Annotated in this window: 16 protein-coding genes; 5 read left to right on the forward strand and 11 right to left on the reverse strand. The window is 41.3% G+C overall.

Features of this window, described 5'->3' with window-relative positions:
- Nucleotides 1-4: 4 nt before the first annotated feature.
- The 6 genes from CCS90_RS14995 to CCS90_RS14175 all read right to left on the reverse strand — a co-directional run bounded on the left by CCS90_RS14995 (nt 5) and on the right by CCS90_RS14175 (nt 4138).
- Nucleotides 5-166 carry a hypothetical protein gene (locus CCS90_RS14995; protein ID WP_162846847.1) on the reverse strand — a complete coding sequence of 54 codons (162 nt, stop codon included), beginning with the start codon at nt 164-166 and terminating at the stop codon, nt 5-7.
- 76 nt (nt 167-242) lie between these two features.
- Nucleotides 243-791 (reverse strand): GNAT family N-acetyltransferase, encoded by a 549-nt coding sequence (locus CCS90_RS14160; RefSeq protein WP_257205624.1) that lies wholly within the window; start codon nt 789-791, stop codon nt 243-245.
- A gap of 17 nt (nt 792-808) precedes the next feature.
- A complete protein-coding gene (locus tag CCS90_RS14165; RefSeq protein ID WP_218961670.1) occupies nt 809-2461 on the reverse strand; it encodes a GGDEF domain-containing protein in 1653 nt (550 codons plus the stop codon).
- A 168-nt stretch (nt 2462-2629) separates the two neighbouring features.
- A complete protein-coding gene (locus tag CCS90_RS14880) occupies nt 2630-2809 on the reverse strand; it encodes a hypothetical protein (RefSeq protein ID WP_133566504.1) in 180 nt (59 codons plus the stop codon).
- A 52-nt stretch (nt 2810-2861) separates the two neighbouring features.
- On the reverse strand, nt 2862-3644 hold the full coding sequence (locus CCS90_RS14170) for an SAM-dependent methyltransferase (RefSeq protein ID WP_099020233.1): 783 nt from the start codon (nt 3642-3644) through the stop codon (nt 2862-2864).
- Nucleotides 3644-4138, reverse strand: coding sequence for a GNAT family N-acetyltransferase (locus tag CCS90_RS14175; RefSeq protein ID WP_162846849.1), 495 nt, complete (start codon nt 4136-4138; stop codon nt 3644-3646). The genes CCS90_RS14170 and CCS90_RS14175 overlap by 1 nt, the downstream gene beginning before the upstream one ends.
- Nucleotides 4139-4215: 77 nt before the next feature.
- Here CCS90_RS14175 and CCS90_RS14180 point away from each other — a divergent pair, with 77 nt between their 5' ends.
- Together CCS90_RS14180 and CCS90_RS14185 are read left to right on the forward strand one after the other, a co-directional pair.
- Nucleotides 4216-5019 (forward strand): M90 family metallopeptidase, encoded by an 804-nt coding sequence (locus CCS90_RS14180; protein WP_099020235.1) that lies wholly within the window; start codon nt 4216-4218, stop codon nt 5017-5019.
- Nucleotides 5020-5180: 161 nt separating this feature from the next.
- Nucleotides 5181-5723, forward strand: coding sequence for a hypothetical protein (locus CCS90_RS14185; RefSeq protein ID WP_099020236.1), 543 nt, complete (start codon nt 5181-5183; stop codon nt 5721-5723).
- A gap of 195 nt (nt 5724-5918) precedes the next feature.
- On the opposite strand, the gene CCS90_RS14190 is transcribed toward CCS90_RS14185, so the two are convergent.
- Nucleotides 5919-7304 (reverse strand): FAD-binding oxidoreductase, encoded by a 1386-nt coding sequence (locus CCS90_RS14190; protein WP_099020237.1) that lies wholly within the window; start codon nt 7302-7304, stop codon nt 5919-5921.
- Between the two features lie 56 nt (nt 7305-7360).
- Here CCS90_RS14190 and serA point away from each other — a divergent pair, with 56 nt between their 5' ends.
- Together serA and CCS90_RS14200 are read left to right on the forward strand one after the other, a co-directional pair.
- Nucleotides 7361-8593 carry a phosphoglycerate dehydrogenase gene (gene serA / locus CCS90_RS14195; protein WP_099020238.1) on the forward strand — a complete coding sequence of 411 codons (1233 nt, stop codon included), beginning with the start codon at nt 7361-7363 and terminating at the stop codon, nt 8591-8593.
- Between the two features lie 35 nt (nt 8594-8628).
- On the forward strand, nt 8629-10380 hold the full coding sequence (locus tag CCS90_RS14200) for a DUF885 domain-containing protein (protein WP_099020239.1): 1752 nt from the start codon (nt 8629-8631) through the stop codon (nt 10378-10380).
- Nucleotides 10381-10503: 123 nt separating this feature from the next.
- Here CCS90_RS14200 and CCS90_RS14205 read toward each other — a convergent pair whose 3' ends face one another.
- From CCS90_RS14205 to CCS90_RS14215, 3 genes are all read right to left on the reverse strand, one after another.
- Nucleotides 10504-11994, reverse strand: coding sequence for a DUF5666 domain-containing protein (locus CCS90_RS14205; protein WP_133566505.1), 1491 nt, complete (start codon nt 11992-11994; stop codon nt 10504-10506).
- Between the two features lie 7 nt (nt 11995-12001).
- A complete protein-coding gene (locus CCS90_RS14210; protein WP_143751567.1) occupies nt 12002-12805 on the reverse strand; it encodes a DUF6502 family protein in 804 nt (267 codons plus the stop codon).
- A gap of 192 nt (nt 12806-12997) precedes the next feature.
- Nucleotides 12998-14767: a S8 family serine peptidase gene (locus CCS90_RS14215; protein ID WP_099020242.1), complete on the reverse strand. Its 1770-nt coding sequence runs from the start codon at nt 14765-14767 to the stop codon at nt 12998-13000.
- Between the two features lie 335 nt (nt 14768-15102).
- Between CCS90_RS14215 and rnt the strand changes: the two genes are divergently transcribed.
- Nucleotides 15103-15720 carry a ribonuclease T gene (gene rnt / locus CCS90_RS14220; RefSeq protein ID WP_180236540.1) on the forward strand — a complete coding sequence of 206 codons (618 nt, stop codon included), beginning with the start codon at nt 15103-15105 and terminating at the stop codon, nt 15718-15720.
- 161 nt (nt 15721-15881) lie between these two features.
- On the opposite strand, the gene mmsB is transcribed toward rnt, so the two are convergent.
- Entirely contained in the window at nt 15882-16772 is an 891-nt protein-coding gene (gene mmsB / locus CCS90_RS14225; protein WP_099020243.1) for a 3-hydroxyisobutyrate dehydrogenase, read from the reverse strand.
- Nucleotides 16773-16777: the final 5 nt, after the last annotated feature.

The raw sequence follows: 16777 nt of genomic DNA on the forward strand, positions 1-16777 counted from the left end.
GATATCAATCGTCGTCATCACCAGGATGGTGTGCACACTTAAGCTCGTTGTCTAGCGATAACAACTGCTGCACTTGATCATCCGATAATTGACTTGCAATCTGGTTATTTTGATGAACAGAGTCGGTTTGACCTATGTTTTCTAATATTTTTACTGGTTTATTCATAACACCTCTATTGTGATTTTTAAAAATAAATTGCTGGCACCTCAATGCCAACAATCAATCTATTCTAACATCAATTTTATCGAAAATTCGAATCAATCCATGACGACTTTTCGATTGACCATTCTTGAGATAACTGTTGATTAACACCGGCTTTAATTTGCCTGCCTTTAAGTAATTTTAAGTACTCATTGGCTGCATTTGCAGCCACATTATTTATTTGACAAAATGCATATACCACATCAATTTTAAAATCTTCAAAAGCCGCACTTATCATCATCTTTTTGCTTTGATGCCCCCAATACTGACGTCGCCAATCGGGAGATATCATGATGCCAACTTCAGCAACACCCCGGTTATTTTGATCAAACCATGTCAAACCAGTGATACCAATTTTATCTTGCTTATCCCCATGAACAATCACATAAGTCAGATGATGAGGATCTGGTGTCTGCATGACTTTGATTGTTTCATGCAATTGTTTATTGGCCTGGGCTTTAGTTAAGGGCCTGCCTATGTATTGCATGATGTCTTGATTGCTATACATTGCATAAAAGAAATCCATATCCGATTCATCCAAGGGCTTAAGGATGATTGGAACATTTGGCTTTGAGATGACAGAACGCAATTGACTGAAAAATGGAACTATGTCCTACCCTGTAATGTTTTGAATTTGACCACCTGATTGCGACCGTGTTTTTTGGCATCAAACAAAGCCACATCGGCATGGGTTAATAACAGTGGCAAAGAATAACCTGAAGTCACTGACGAAGTGTAGCCAAAACTGGCTGTGACTGAAAGTTTAGCGCCTGACTCTGAACAATCCAAAGTTTCAATGGCAGAACGCATCATTTCTAATTTGTTTCGCATCGTTTCACAATCCACATCCGCCATCACAATACAAAATTCCTCACCACCCAAGCGCGCTAAAATCATATTTTCCTCGACCAATTCTTTGATGGCATAAACGACGTTTTTCAACACCCAGTCACCAATCAGATGGCCATGACTGTCATTGACGTTCTTGAACAAATCTAAATCCATGATGGCTATATTGATGGGGCTGTTGGTTTTTTCACAATTTTCCAATTGGACTTTTACTTGTTCCTCGAATGCTTTGCGAGTTAACACCTTGGTCAAATGATCAATTTCTGACACGTCTCTGAAATAATCATGCCTTTTCTTGATTTTGAATAGCCATAAAACCATCATAGCCAAAACAGTTAAAATCAATAAAATGATCAACCTTTGGTTATTGGCTTCTTGGTTAGCTAACTTTTTCTCAAGTTCCAACACTTCTTTTTGCCGGTTCAATTGCTCTATTTCAAAAACCTTGGCTAAATTTGAATGCTTAACCGCCATAAACGCCATCTGCTTGGCTTGTGTTTCGTCATACATACTCAATTGAGTTTTGTTTATTTTCTTCAAATAATTATATGAAGATTGGAAGTCTCCATTGTCCTTAGAAACCTTCTCCAACACCTCCAATGCCATAATCAGTTGTTCAGTATTTCCTAAATCTTGATTCAACTTCAATGCATTTAAAGCATGACTCTGAGCCAACTTATTTTCACTCTTAAACCAATAAAATTTAGCTTTAATCGCAGCGAATATACCAAGTATGTTTTTATAAGGACTGTTTTGAATTTCTGCATCAATGTTACGAATTTCAGCTTCAATTTCGCCCAATGCATTTTCATCCAATCTGTCCTGAGCCAATTTCCATTTAATGTTATCTAAAATTAAGAATTGACTGTATAACAAATTACCACTGCTTTTACATTGTCCAGACATCTCTTTAATTTCAGAAAATTCTTTTGGTGGGTTATTACCATCTAAATGATGCACATTACTGCTGTAATGCAAATGACACAAATTTTTATCTGTCGGTTCAAGGTTGTACAAAAGTTCAGAATACTTAACACCTAACTCTCTTTGATCCAATAAATTATAAACAATAGCTGCCGCTGAATAAGCTAACGTTTTGGTTGTTGTATCAGCTGTTTGTTCGGCATTTTGGATCACCAAATCAATATGATTAGAAGCTTTTAAATAATTTCCACCAATCACAGATATATTAGCAATCAAGGCATTCAGCCTTACCCTTACTCTTAAATCATCACAGCTTGGAATCAAATTTTCCATTACCTTAATTGCTTGCTTAGATTCTCCTTTAAATGCTTTTTGATATGCCCTTAAAAATGCATAATGACATTGTTGATAAGATGACATTTTCATTTGTTCAAAAGCCAATGCATCTAAACCATCACCAAATAATTGAGGATTGTTAATTCTCAACGATTCCAGCCTTAATAATTCATCAGTGATGTATTGCGGTTCACCAGATGATTTTACTGAAATTTGAGCAAAAGAAGTACAGACACACAAAAAGAGCATGAAAACTAAACATGCTCTTCTATTCCAATCTATCTCTTGAATCATTAATACGTTCTAACGAGTGGTTGGTTAATCCTCGTCGTCATCGTCTGGAAACAGCACGCATACTAAATCATTATTTTGTGCTTTTAGTTTATCAAATGCGTGATCACTATATTTAGCAACCTCAAACATTTTATCAACCGAATCAAACTGCTGTATTGATTGTGTTTGTCCTATTTTTTCTAACATTGAAATGTTAATTTTCACTGGTCACCTCACTTTTTAGTTAATAAAATTATTATTCTTTATCGCAAAAATCTTAACACGACTCATTAATCGACAACAACTCATTTATTTTTTGGTCATTTTTAGATTTTTCGATTGCTGGCGGAATCACCAATGTTGTTTTCAACGTCATGTCAGCTTGAGCCAAATCTCTTAAGGAAAGCCAATCCGCTTTGAATCTTTCAATGGGTAAGACTGCGCATTCATACAGTGCCACTTGGTGATCTGCCGGATAAAAGTCTAACAACATGTTCACCAATAATTGTTTGGCTTTTTCACTGGTCTCAAAAACCTTCAAACTGCGGTCACCGGCAATCCCTATTTGCCAAAGAATCAAGTAAGCACTTGGATCAAACTTGGTTTGATTGAACATGAAGTTATTCGCTTCAAAATGAGCACATCCGAAGGTCCCAGGATCAATTCCCAAATCAGCATACAAACAATCCTCTGCAGATACCCCTGGTTCCATATGGGCCCTAAAACCTTCTGCCCGAGCCATCTTGATGGTTTCATGCGGGGTTAATGCAAACACCCCAGGGTGTCCGTAAAAAGCGCCCACCACCTTTTTACCTGCACGCACTTGACTCATGATGGCTTCATTCATTTCTGCATAGGTTTGCTTGCGTGATTTTCCCTCTGCATACAATGACTGTAGGCTGGTGACATTGTCATTCATGGTAGCCACCCATTCTTCGACCAATTGATTGGAAGCAGCAACGAACACAACGTCGGCTTGTTCTATAAAATGCCTTGATAAGGGTGTGATGTGCGAACCCAAAGTCATACCCAAGCCCACATTGACTAAACTGCCTTTCATTATTTAAGTAACTCCATATTAAAATCCCACCGGATGAGGTTAAGATGTTTGGTTAATTTAGATGTGTTCTCAACAGGCACAAAACCCATCTTTTTATAACTGGTGTTGGCAGCAACATTGTCACCGCTGATATAAACCGTACACACTTTAACCGGAAAAATATTTTTTACCAAATGCAGGGCTTCCATTTGCGCCCAACGACAAACACCTTGGTTTTGAAAAGTGGGCAAAATAATCATGCCTGATTCAATGTGACATGACTCAGCTTTCCAATGCATACTTAACAACCCCACCCTTTGCTTGCCATCGGCCGTCATAATCACTTGATAGATTGCTTTGTTTTTATCTGCTTCCGCCCTCATTTTACCACCCAGGCCATTTGCTTGGTGGTCGGTTAAAACGGCGCCAATGTGACGCATAATGACAGGGTTTTGGTACAAAACGATGACGAAAGTGTCATCAGTTTCTGACAGCGGTTTTAATTTAAAAGTCATGGTCATATTATCCTGGTAACTTGTCTCAGCTTTGCCTATCGATATGATACTATAAACCAAAACCACGCAGAAAAACCATGTCCCAAACCTACCTCATTTTATTGATTATTTTGTTGTTATTAATCTCATGTACTTGGCTGTATATGTGGCACAAAAAACAAAAAAGAAATCAAACTTTCAAGCTAGAAACACCTGCGCAATGGGTGACTTATATCAAAAACAATGTGGCCATCTACCATTTCCTACCGCAACATTTACAACAAGAGCTTTTGGGGCATGTGAATGTGTTCCTTGCAGAAAAATACTTCTCCGGGCATGCAGGTTTAACCGTAACTGATGAAATGCGTGTGACCATAGCAGCCCAAGCCTGTTTGTTGTTATTGAATCGTAAGCACAATTATTTCACCCATTTAAAAACCATCATGATCTACCCTGCCGGTTTTAAAAATCCCAAACATGAAGGCCCTGGTCATCATTTAGGAGAGTCCTGGGTTCGCGGCCCTGTGGTGCTGTCTTGGAATGATGTTAAACATGGCGGCATGAATGCCAAGGATGGAACCAATGTGGTGATACATGAATTTGCCCACCAACTTGATCAAGCCGATGGTGCCGGTGATGGCCGGCCATTGATTGAAGGGGGACAGCTGAGAACGTGGGGTAAAGTTTTAAGTAAAGAATTCAGCAGTTTAAAAACCAAAGCCAAACTCAGGAAACGTACTTTTTTTGACCATTATGGTGCAACCAATCCCGCTGAATTTTTTGCAGTCATCAGTGAGCATTTCTTTGAACAGCCCAAAACGTTCAGCCGCAAACACCCTGATTTATACCAAACCCTTAAAAACTACTACAAGCTGGACCCTGTTACTTGGCTGATTACCTGATTAAATTGATGTCTTATCTACAAGCCTGTCACATAAAATTCATCCAATCAAACGATAATGGCCGTCGAAAGTAGAGCCATTAGCGGAACCTAAGTAACTTTTTACAGTCTTAACCGTTAATAAGCATAACAATAGATATAAACACATTGGCGGGAATTGACATGATTAGTTTACAACACAGTTTTTTGACTTCATTTTTAAAAGCCAGTAGCCTTACGGTGCTGATGATTGGTGGATTACTGGCACAAAGCTATGCCACCACAGCCCTGTTCTCTGACACAGTGATGAAAATGAACATAGAATTCAGTTCCACTGAAGACAACAGCGAAAAACCACAAGTGGCTTCGATGACTGTGCACAATGAACAAGAGTCCAGCATTGCCTTTGGTGACCACCAAATTAACATCAAGACCACATTCATTAAATGGACTGAAGATGCCGTTGAACCAGAACAAATTCTCGCTGAGCTAAAGTTATTAAAGCTTGCTGACAATGGAGACATCATCAATATGCACAAACCCACTTTGATGATTGACAAAGATAAATGGGCTGAATTCAGAATAGCGCCCAGTGATGAGATGGAAGGCATCGAATTTAAAATGAAATATGAAGATTACAACCACGCTGAAGATGACAATGCGATGAATGATGAACCCGCATGGCTGAATTGGGATTTAAAATCTGCCGAAGCAGAAGTTTGTTAAGACATACTCATTAACCCGCCCTGAACATCCAGGCATATATGCACAGCCAATTTCAGCGAATCCCAAGGACGGGTTTGCTGATACCGAATCCAAATCCCAACTCAGTCATAGTCAAAGATTCATGGACTGAACACATTACCCCCAAAACAACATTAAATGAATGGTTTCAAAGTTAAAGTGCTTGTTGTTGAGTGATTACTCACAATCAACTACTTTCCCGCGATTCAATACGCCTTTAGGATCAAACACTTGCTTCACTGCTTGCATCAATTTAATTTCTTCGGCTGATTTTGAATAAGGCAAAAAGGGTTTTTTAATTAAACCCACGCCATGTTCCGCAGAGATACTGCCTTCAAATGTGGCAATCAAACCATAAACATGTTCATTAACCTTTTCACATTGTTGTTTGAATTCAGTGGTTTCCATGTTTTCTGGCTTCAGAATATTTAAATGCAAATTACCATCACCGATGTGTCCAAACCATATGGTTTCAAAATCAGGGTATTCAGCTGCCAACACATCTTCAAGTTGTTGCATGAACTCAGGCACCCTTGAGATTTTTACTGAGATGTCATTTTTGTACGGCGTAAAATGAGCAATCGATTCAGAAATGCCTTCGCGGTATTGCCACAATTGTTGGGCTTGATCGATACTTTGCGCAATGATGCCATCAGTGACCCACCCTGCTTCCATGCCGGATTCAAACACTTGCATGGCAGCTTCTTCGTCATCATCAAATTCCAACAGCACATAAAAAGGATGGAGGGCTTCAAAAGGGTTTTCAAACCCACGGTGTTGCATCACCCGATGTAAGGAACGATCTGAAAAGAATTCAAATGAAGACAACAACAATGACTTTCTGGCCAATGCGAAAACCGACATCACCGCTTCCAATGAGGACAATGCCAATAACATCACAGCTTGGTTTGGAGGCGTCTTGATTAATTTAATTTCTGCCTCAACCACCACACCCAAGATGCCTTCAGAACCAATGAACAAATGCCTGAAATCTAAGCCACTGGCATTTTTTACTAACCCATTGTTCAGTTTTAAAATTTCACCGGCACCGGTAACCACAGTTAAACCCAATACATAATCTCTGGTTAAACCATAACGCAAGACTCGAATACCACCGGCATTGGTCGCAATATTTCCAGCAATGTGGCTTGACCCAGACGAGGCGAAATCCACGGGATAAAACAAGCCCTGTTCTGTCGCAAAATGCTGCAATTGTTCTGTGATAACACCCGCACCCACTCGCACTGTTTGGTCTATGGGGTTGAATTCAGTGATTTGATTAAACCGCACCATGGAAATAATCCATTCACCCTTGGTCGCCACTGCGCCTGCGCTGTAGCCAGTGCGTCCACCGGAAGGAATGACCACACAATCACATTGATTGGCCACCTGGATGATTTTTTGCACTTCTTCTACGTCATTGGGGAAAAAGACCACTGACGCATTGCTCTGGTGAAAGCGGGTCCAATCTTGGCCAAATTGCACCAAATCATTGGGCTGGGTAGACCAAGCCAAACCGCTCAGTTCTGATTCTAATAAAGAAGACAGTTCATCTGCTTGCATATCTGTTAAAATCCTGTTTTTAAGTTAAAAACACGTCAATCAAAGGCGCAAAGAATATGACCAAACTGTCCCTAAGTAAAGAAAAAATCAAGGTTGTTTTGTTAGAAGGTGTTCATCCAGATGCTGAAAAATTATTCAGAAAAGATGGTTATGACAACATCCACGTTTACAACAGCACACCCAATGACGATGAATTACAAAACATATTGGCAGATACCCACATCCTAGGCATCCGCTCCAGAACCCAACTCAAAGGACAAAATCTGGATACTTGTGAAAAATTAATGGCAGTGGGTACTTTTTGTATCGGTACCAATCAAGTGGATCTAGATCAATGCAAATCACAAGGCATTCCCGTATTCAATGCCCCTTTCTCAAACACCCGAAGTGTGGCTGAGTTGGTGATGGCAGAAATTATCTTACTGCTTCGCGGTATCCCAGAAAAAAATGCCAAGGCACATCGTGGGCAATGGTTCAAATCAGCTTTGAACTCCAATGAGACCAGAGGCAAAACTTTAGGCATAGTTGGATTTGGTCACATCGGTTCTCAACTGTGTATCTTGGCCGAAGCCATGGGTATGAAAGTAAAATACTACGACATCGAAAATAAATTACCCTTAGGCAACAGTGAAGCGGTGGGTTCTTTGGAAGAACTGTTACCCCAAGTTGACGTGTTGTCACTACATGTTCCCGACACCGAGCTCACCCAAGAAATGATTGGCGCCAAAGAATTGGCCTTATTACCCAAGGGTTCATTCTTGGTCAATGCGGCTCGCGGACAAATAGTGGTGATCGATGACTTGGTTAAAAGTTTAAAAATGGGTCATTTAAACGGTGCAGCCATTGATGTTTTTCCCACAGAACCTGCCAGTAACAACGATCCATTTGAATCACCCTTGCTGGCATTTGACAATGTCATACTGACTCCCCACATTGGCGGCAGCACTCAAGAAGCTCAAGTCAATATCGCCAATGAAGTGGCCGATAAATTAATCAAATATTCCAACAATGGTTCCACATCATCTGCGGTTAACTTCCCTGAAGTCTCATTACCAGCCTTGCATGCAGATTTAACTCGGGTGATGCACATCCATGAAAATAAACCAGGCATGTTAGAACGGATCAATCATGCATTTTCCAGTCAATCCATCAATATCGCTGCAATGTACCTGCAAACTTCTGGAGATGTGGGCTATGTCATCATGGATGTGAATTGTGAATCTTCTGATTCCATAGTTAAACAACTGAATGACATTGATGGCACCATCAGGGTTCGGGTTTTGCATTAATAAAAATTAACCACAGGATAAATTAAGAGGTTCTTATGAAAAATAGTTTTCACTTCAGCATCATTTTCCTGCTCATCAGCACATCAGCCGTGGCCAACAGAACCAGTAAAAAACTGCATCAAATTTTAGAGCAAGTGGTTGCAGTTCAAACAGCCCTCAGCCCACAAACGGCCAGTTATTTAGGTGATCAATCCAAAGCCGGTCAATTGGATGATGTGTCGGCAAAATTTTACCAGCAACAAAATGCGAAACTTCAGCCATTGTTGGACCAGCTGAATCAATTGAAAGTCAACAAGCTGGATTTTCAAGACCAAATTTCATTACAAATGCAAAAATCATTTCTGCAGGAAATAATGGCTGACAACAGATTCAGAACCTACGAAATGCCCATCACTGCTGAAGGCTCTTTTCATGTGCAATTGGCGACCATGCATCGGTACGCATCCTTTCAAACTGTGGATGATTACAATAACCACTTGAGTAAAATGAAACAAATACCGCGGGTTATGCAACAACACATGGATAACATGCAAGCGGGACTGTCGCGTGGCTTCAGCCAGCCGAAGGCCATCATTCAACATTACCCTGATTTTGTGCAGACTTACATCAAAGACAAAGCAGAGGAATCCAATTTCTATCAACCGTTTTTAAATAAGCCCAAACACATCAGTAGTGAGCAGTTTACTGAATTTCAACAACAGGCAAAAACCATCATCAACAATGCCATCAACCCAAGTTACAAAAAATTCAAATCTTTCATGGCTGACACCTACCTACCCAATGCAAAAGATGACATAGGCGCCTACAGTTTTCCCGATGGCAAAGCTTATTACCAGCAACAAATTAAAGCTTACACAACGCTTGACTTAACCGCAGAGGACATCCACCAAATAGGCAGGAGTGAAGTTAAACGAATCCGCGCTGAAATGGAAAACATCATTGCTGAATTAAATTTTGAAGGCAGTTTTGCAGATTTCCTTCTGTTCCTCAGAACCGATCCGCAATTTTATGCCACAACGGCCGAAGACTTACTCAAAGCAGCGCGCGACATTGCCAAACGCATGGATGGCAAGTTACCTGAACTGTTTACACGTTTACCTCGTCAGCCATATGCAGTCAACCCAGTACCCGCTGGCATTGCGCCCAATTACACCACAGGACGGTATGTCCCAGCACCCTTGGATTCAACTCGACCCGGACAATATTGGGTCAACACCTATGCTTTGGACAAAAGACCCTTGTATAACTTAGAAGCTTTGACCTTTCATGAAGCGGTTCCAGGCCATCACTTGCAAGGTGCCTTAACCAAAGAATTGACCGATTTACCTAAATTCAGACAACATGCTTACATTTCAGCCTTCGGTGAAGGTTGGGGCTTGTACTGTGAAAAGCTGGCCAAAGAAGTGGGGTTTTATCAAGACCCCTATGCAGAGTTTGGACGCTTGACCTATGAAATGTGGCGTGCCATGCGTTTGGTGGTCGATACCGGCATGCATGCAATGGGCATGAGCCGAGAGGAAGCGATTAAACTGATGGAGGATAACACGGCATTATCCAAACACAATGTGCGCACTGAAATTGATCGCTACATTGCATGGCCAGCCCAAGCACTGTCATACAAGCTCGGTGAAATTAAAATTTGGGACTTGCGCCATCAAGCAGAAGCTGCACTGGGTGCATCATTTGATATACGCACGTTTCATGACACCCTACTAAGTAGCGGCTCAGTACCATTGGATGTTCTGGAACAAATCGTTGAAAGATACATCATTGACAACAAAGAATAAGTAAACAAAATCATGTGTATGTTTTTTAATAAAGATTAAACACCAATTTCATACAAAAATTTTACCCACAAAAAAACCGGCTTGTTGATACAAGCCGGCTCTATGTAAATCCCTATAAATGAATTACTGGTCGTCAAATCCACCGTTAAATATTTGATCCATACCACCTGTAATGTGCCCCACTCCCGCAACAGTTGGATTACCATTTTTATTTGTATACCCTGCCGTAACTTTATTACTGGCCAGTTTTTCAATAAAGACATTGCCACCAGCAATCAATCCAGAGTTCTCATCTAATGTGGCGTCTTCAACATTTACCTCAGAACCCACAGTGATTGATTCAAAAAACTCCACAGCTGAGATGCTCGTGCCAATGTCATCATAAAACAGCGAGCTTGTGGTGTCTAAACTGACACCAAACAAATCAACAATTGGGTCATTAATCGCAGACACATTGCCATTGATTTTGACCCCATCATAATCAACTTCACCACGGGCATATAGTCGGGTGACAATCAACTCACCATCACCATGATCATAGCCTTTGAATTGAAGTTGTATGGATTCGTTGATCCCATTGGTAATGACACCATCAGGATCAAGCGTTTGTGGAGTGACTTGCAAACTGGCACCTGCCACATTGAAGAACGGATAGGTAAAATCATTCGGTGTCACTGGCAGGGTGAGGTTGATACGATCTTCAAAAAAGCGAATTTTATCTGCCGAAATGATCCCAGACACGTCATCTACAGTGCCCTCTACTTCAATACTAATGCGTTCTTGAATGTCCTCAGCACGGCCTCTGATGTACCGCGTCAGTTGATCAACAACAACCTGTTGCCCTGACAGGACAAAACCGTCGTCATCATCCAATTCATCAATCATACCAACCACAATAACTGTTCCATTGGGCGAGTTTGATTGTACACTTCGATCCACACAATTGATTTGTGTGACAGAGTTGATGGTGTCATTGAGCACAAAACCTGAGACTGGATCAGCAAACACTTCAACGTAGTCATGATTGGCTAAACTGGCATTACACGCGCCAACGTCACTGGGTGAAAATTGAATCCATTGGTTGTTGATACTGAATTGATTGTTCGACAAATTTTCAACATAACCACTTAATTTCCATTCTGTCAGTGAAGGCACCACTTCAACCCGAGTCATGACACTCAATGAATGACTGTCGACATAACCACTGATTAAGACTGTGTCGCCCACCGATAATCCAGCCTGCGATAAACCATTGGCAAAGTAAGTTTTACTGGAAGTTGCTCCTTCAATGTTGAAAATTTGCAGAGGGTCGACAGATAAAACGGGGCCCATATGGGTGTTGATAAAATCAATTTCCTCAAAAGTGCCAGACGTTAAATTGGGGTTGGTGTCTGAAATCTGGTACCTGATTTTATAACCCGTTCCACCCTGGGCATCTGGCTGTTGACTGGGCTTGCCATCTTCCATAAACAAAGTGTTTTCATCAACTTCAAAAGTGCGCGATAAATTAATCTGATACCCCGTTCCGCCTTGGGCTTTTATGGCTTTGCTTGAATCATCTGCCACCGCTGATTGGAAATTAATTATAAGTAAGGTAAATATTAAAGTCTTCATAATGATTTTATAAGGGGTTTTCGTCATTGTCAGCTTTATAAAAATAGATTCCAACGCCTATATATGGAATCAACTCTTGGTCATCCTCTAATTCAGAATGTTGAATTAAGTGTTCGATGTATTCATCCACGTCATTAGCCAACTCCTGACTCTTTTTGCGTGCATAGGATTCGGCTAAATTAGCCAATGATTTAGGTAATTTGTCATGTAATACAATTCTTTGGAACCGAGGATGGTCACGATCTGGATCGATGTTGTGATCTATGGTTTCCAATAGGTATTGTGTTGATAAACCCAAAAAATCGACATTCTGAATGTCATCCGGGTCATTTTCAGACAGGTAAAATGGCTTTATCAGCTCAACCTGATTATCAGAATTAACCACCACAGCCTCAGCTTGCAACAATTCATCCAAAACCGATTTATAAGTCGCTCCACCAGAGTATTTCTCGACTAATTTGGTGAAATTGATGTTTGAATCATCTTCGATGGCGATGATCTTTGGCTTTCCATGGTGGTTTTGGTAGTCTTTATCTTCCACCCAACCGGTTAAAACGCGACCGGCACGGTGCCATTTCCGGTGGCTGTTGTCTGCATTGAACAAGTTCAGTTTTAATTGTTGGTCAACTTGAATTCTAGAAAGGCCGGTAATAACCGCTATTCTGGACTTGGTGGGTTTCTTGTTATTGATGCCAAAATACTTATTGGCCACATCAACATACACCCATTTCAAAATATCACTCACCACATGAAATGGCACATTCAAACGCAACAACATCCTGACCAGTGGTCTGAATATTTGAATCAACATTTTTTTTATAACGTCGTTCAATGAAGCCGGCATTAAGAATGATTCCTATGATTTAAAATGAGGTGAATGTAAAAATACTACCAAAGATTATAAGTAAAAATCATTTAAAGTAAATTTATTATCAAATTTAAGTCATAAAAAAAACCCCGCCGAAGCGAGGTTTTCATTCTTCCCCCAATTAAATGTGATCAATCAGAGGGTGATCTCATTGGTACATTCAACCGTTGAACCTTCTTCACAGACACTGAATGTATAAGTTGAATTTTTACTTACATTGTAAGTAGCAGATCCATCATTCACTGTGGTGTTATTCAGGCTGCCATTGATATATACATCAACATTGGCAGTGGTTCCACCTGTCCATGACAAATTGGCTTTGCGGTTACCATTGCTGCGGCTACCAGTCAAGGTCATGTCAGTGCCACCTGGAGGCTCAGTTACGCCACCTTCACAACCATTGGCTGTCAAGTAATCACTGGCCGCTTTGGCTTTAACAATACCATAACCAAAGTAATCGTCTTTACCTGAAGCACCTGCATCTTCTGCTGAAGCTTTCAATGCATCACGAATTTCTTGACCGGTACAATCGGCATGATTTGACCAGACCAATGCAGCCACACCAGCAACTGCAGGTGTTGCCATTGATGTACCACTCATGTAGCCATAATCACTGGCGCCGATTGAAACCGAAGCAGTAGAAGCGCCCAATAAGAATGTACGGTCTTCAAATGCTGCACCAACCGCTGGTATCGATGTTGCATTGGGATCGCCCAATGTTCCATACAACATACCTGGCTCATTATTGATGATAATGGCACCTGCACCGCCTGAGTTTTCACAATTGGCCACTTTGTCATGGAATGAAATAACCCCACGATCAATCAAACAAATTTTACCAGCAGCTCCTCCATCAGTTGATTCTGCAGTACCCATATAATATGTGGAACCACTGGCAGAGCCTACATTTTCCATGGCTGAAGAAGCCACACCAGCACCATCAGCTGTGGCAGAGGAGAGTGTTGCCAAGCCAGCTGGATAAGTTGAAAATGTATCGACCCCACCTGCAGTCACTTCAACACAAATTGTTTCGTCAGTTTTAACTTTCTTTCCTCTGCCTGAAGTACAAGAAGGAAATTGAGAAAAATCAGCGATGTTGTTATCCGCATCATTGGCCCCAATCATCATCACTGATGAATAGCCTGCAGGATAAGAACGCACTGAATTACCATCATTACCAGCAGCAGCAACCACCAGACCGCCGTTGGCGATAAAGGTATCAAATGCATTTTCTTCAATTGAATTGGCTCCACCACCACCTAAACTCATGGAAATGATGTTGGCACCTGCATCAGTACATTTTTGTGCCGCGTACGCTAAATCAGAAGAATAACCCCAACCGGCAGCATTAAAAACTTTGATGATGTGCAATGGGACACCGGGGGCCATTCCAACCACACCAATGTTATTGTCAGCAGCCGCAATGGTTCCAGCGACATGGGTACCATGAGGACCACCATGATCGAACCAGTTACCCGTGCCTGAATCATTGTCACCAGTGATGTTAGACCATTCGAAATCATTGTTGCTGGCATCTAAACCAGAGTCAATCACACAAACCTTTTGACCAGGCTGTAAACTGAGTTGATCAGCTTGTGATTGATAAATGGCATATGGTTTTAATTGTTGTAAAGTAGGATCACCTGCATCATCATTATAAATAGACAGTGGGTATCTTTTTGCATCCACTTCCATATTTTTGAATCCACTTTTGCCACGCATGGCAGATTTGCCATTCTCGTCCAACTCAACTGCAAACCAACCATCACCTTGAACCAAGACTTGGTGACCATTTTTCAATCCATTGCCATTGTCATGATGACTCACAATCATGCGTTCAGCTTGTGCAAAAGTTCCCAGTGCCAACATGGTTGCCACACAGGTTTTCTTCATAGTAAATTTCATTAAGTAATCCTCTTTTATTTAAGTTTGTATGTATTTCAAAATGGCCTGTTTTTTATTCTCATTTCAAAATATATGCGGAGTGCCATTAAAGGCTGCAAAAGATTAAAGCAATATATTTAACAAAGTTCAAGCAGAAATTTTCTTATTTGCAATTATAATTACATATGTTGTTTGCTGACCAATCGCATAAGAAACAGTCAATCCCTTTTTATTCAATAAAGCGGTTTACGTGCTGCCTCACCTTTAAACCATCCGATCACTGGCTATTTTCATCATGCCGCTTTCAATCTAACTACAGGTCTCATACAATAAACACTTTATAAAAACAGACTCAGATGCCCACAATCAAAGACCGATTCAGAGGATTTTTGCCCGTAGTAGTTGATGTTGAAACCGGTGGTTTTAACAATCAAACCGATGCTTTGTTAGAAATTGCAGCAGTGATCATTGAAATGAACGATGACGGCACCCTCAGATCAGGTGAGACTATCAATGCCTATGTCACTCCGTTTGAAGGATCAAACATTGAACAAGCGGCGTTGGATGTCACCGGCATAGATTTGAACCATCCTTTAAGAATGTCCTTGGATGAAAACGCCGCCCTGGGAAAAATTTTCACCCCAATACGCAAAGCCATCAAAGCCGCTGGCTGCACCCGCGCCATTTTAGTCGGCCACAACGCACATTTCGATTTGGGCTTTGTCCATGCCGCCGCTGAACGCGCTGGCATCAAACGGAATCCATTCCACCCTTTCAGCTGTTTTGACACCGCCACTTTATCGGCTTTGGCCTATGGACAAACGGTCTTAGCCAGAGGCATCGATGCGGCAGGCATAGAATGGGAAACAGACCAGGCACATTCTGCCTTGTATGACACCGAAAAAACCGCCGAGTTGTTCTGTAAGATATTTAATCAGGCATTAGAAACTGGTATGTATACGCCCAAAACATAAGCAACTAATCATAAACAATTGACACTTCTGCAAGTTTAATCATAATAATACTGGGTCAGTCAAAGCATGTTATCAAACCTGCCTTACATCAATCTAAATGAATGCAAAACACCCTGTTATTTCAGTTGACAGGGTGTTCTCAAATGAAGTGTTTTGAACAGTTACTTTTTTTGAAATAACTGTAATATACTTGAAAAATCTTTACCGCCAGCACCTGCTGCTTGGTGAATTTGGTACAGCTGAGTGGCCATGGCACCTAACGGTGTGGCACTCTTTGATTTGGCGGCCAGCTCTTGGGACAAGCCCAAGTCTTTACTCATCAAGTCAACCATAAAACCACCTTGGTAGTCATTACTTGAGGGGACGTTTGGCATCACACCTGGGAATGGGTTATAGACTTGTAGTGACCAATTATTGCCCGAGCTGGCTTTCATGATTTCAGACATCACTTTTGGATCAAGCCCTTGTTGAGCCCCCATGTTCAAAGCTTCAGCTGTGCCAACCATGTGGATTGCCAATAACATGTTGTTACATATTTTAGCCACTTGGCCTGCTCCGGACGCGCCAGCATGGAAAATGTGCCTACCCATGGCACTCAAAACCAATTTAGCTGCTTCAAAATGAGCTGGTTCGCCACCACATATAAAGGTCAAAGTACCCGCTTCTGCGGCTGCCGTGCCACCGGAAACCGGCGCATCAATCATCGCGATGCCTTTGCGTTCACAGGCTTTGGCCACTGCACGTGCGTCATCAGCTGCGATGGTAGATGAATCGATGATTAACACATCGTCTTTGACCTCGTTGATCAATCCATTGTTGCCGATATACAGTGATTTAACGATCGCTCCATTGGGTAACATGGAAATAATCACATCGGCATCTTTGATCGCCGCTTTGGCATTGTCAGCGGTGTTAGCCCCTGCCGCTTTCAGATCAGCAACCACATGGGCGTTCAAATCATAAACTGTAACCTTGAAATCATTTTTAATCAGGTTTTTGGCCATAGGGCCACCCATGTTACCTAAACCGATGAATGCGATGTTCTGTGTCATATGAA

Source organism: Marinicella litoralis (assembly GCF_002591915.1).
Lineage (GTDB): Bacteria > Pseudomonadota > Gammaproteobacteria > Xanthomonadales > Marinicellaceae > Marinicella > Marinicella litoralis.

Bases quoted from the DNA above. Each gene is read 5' to 3' on its own strand.
- CCS90_RS14995 (WP_162846847.1), bottom strand. From the start codon at position 166: ATGAATAAACCAGTAAAAATATTAGAAAACATAGGTCAAACCGACTCT.
- CCS90_RS14170 (WP_099020233.1), bottom strand. From the start codon at position 3,644: ATGAAAGGCAGTTTAGTCAATGTGGGCTTGGGTATGACTTTGGGTTCG.
- CCS90_RS14175 (WP_162846849.1), bottom strand. From the start codon at position 4,138: ATGACTTTTAAATTAAAACCGCTGTCAGAAACTGATGACACTTTCGTC.
- CCS90_RS14180 (WP_099020235.1), top strand. From the start codon at position 4,216: ATGTCCCAAACCTACCTCATTTTATTGATTATTTTGTTGTTATTAATC.
- CCS90_RS14185 (WP_099020236.1), top strand. From the start codon at position 5,181: ATGATTAGTTTACAACACAGTTTTTTGACTTCATTTTTAAAAGCCAGT.
- CCS90_RS14190 (WP_099020237.1), bottom strand. From the start codon at position 7,304: ATGCAAGCAGATGAACTGTCTTCTTTATTAGAATCAGAACTGAGCGGT.
- serA (WP_099020238.1), top strand. From the start codon at position 7,361: ATGACCAAACTGTCCCTAAGTAAAGAAAAAATCAAGGTTGTTTTGTTA.
- CCS90_RS14200 (WP_099020239.1), top strand. From the start codon at position 8,629: ATGAAAAATAGTTTTCACTTCAGCATCATTTTCCTGCTCATCAGCACA.
- CCS90_RS14205 (WP_133566505.1), bottom strand. From the start codon at position 11,994: ATGAAGACTTTAATATTTACCTTACTTATAATTAATTTCCAATCAGCG.
- CCS90_RS14210 (WP_143751567.1), bottom strand. From the start codon at position 12,805: ATGTTGATTCAAATATTCAGACCACTGGTCAGGATGTTGTTGCGTTTG.
- CCS90_RS14215 (WP_099020242.1), bottom strand. From the start codon at position 14,767: ATGAAATTTACTATGAAGAAAACCTGTGTGGCAACCATGTTGGCACTG.
- rnt (WP_180236540.1), top strand. From the start codon at position 15,103: ATGCCCACAATCAAAGACCGATTCAGAGGATTTTTGCCCGTAGTAGTT.
- mmsB (WP_099020243.1), bottom strand. From the start codon at position 16,772: ATGACACAGAACATCGCATTCATCGGTTTAGGTAACATGGGTGGCCCT.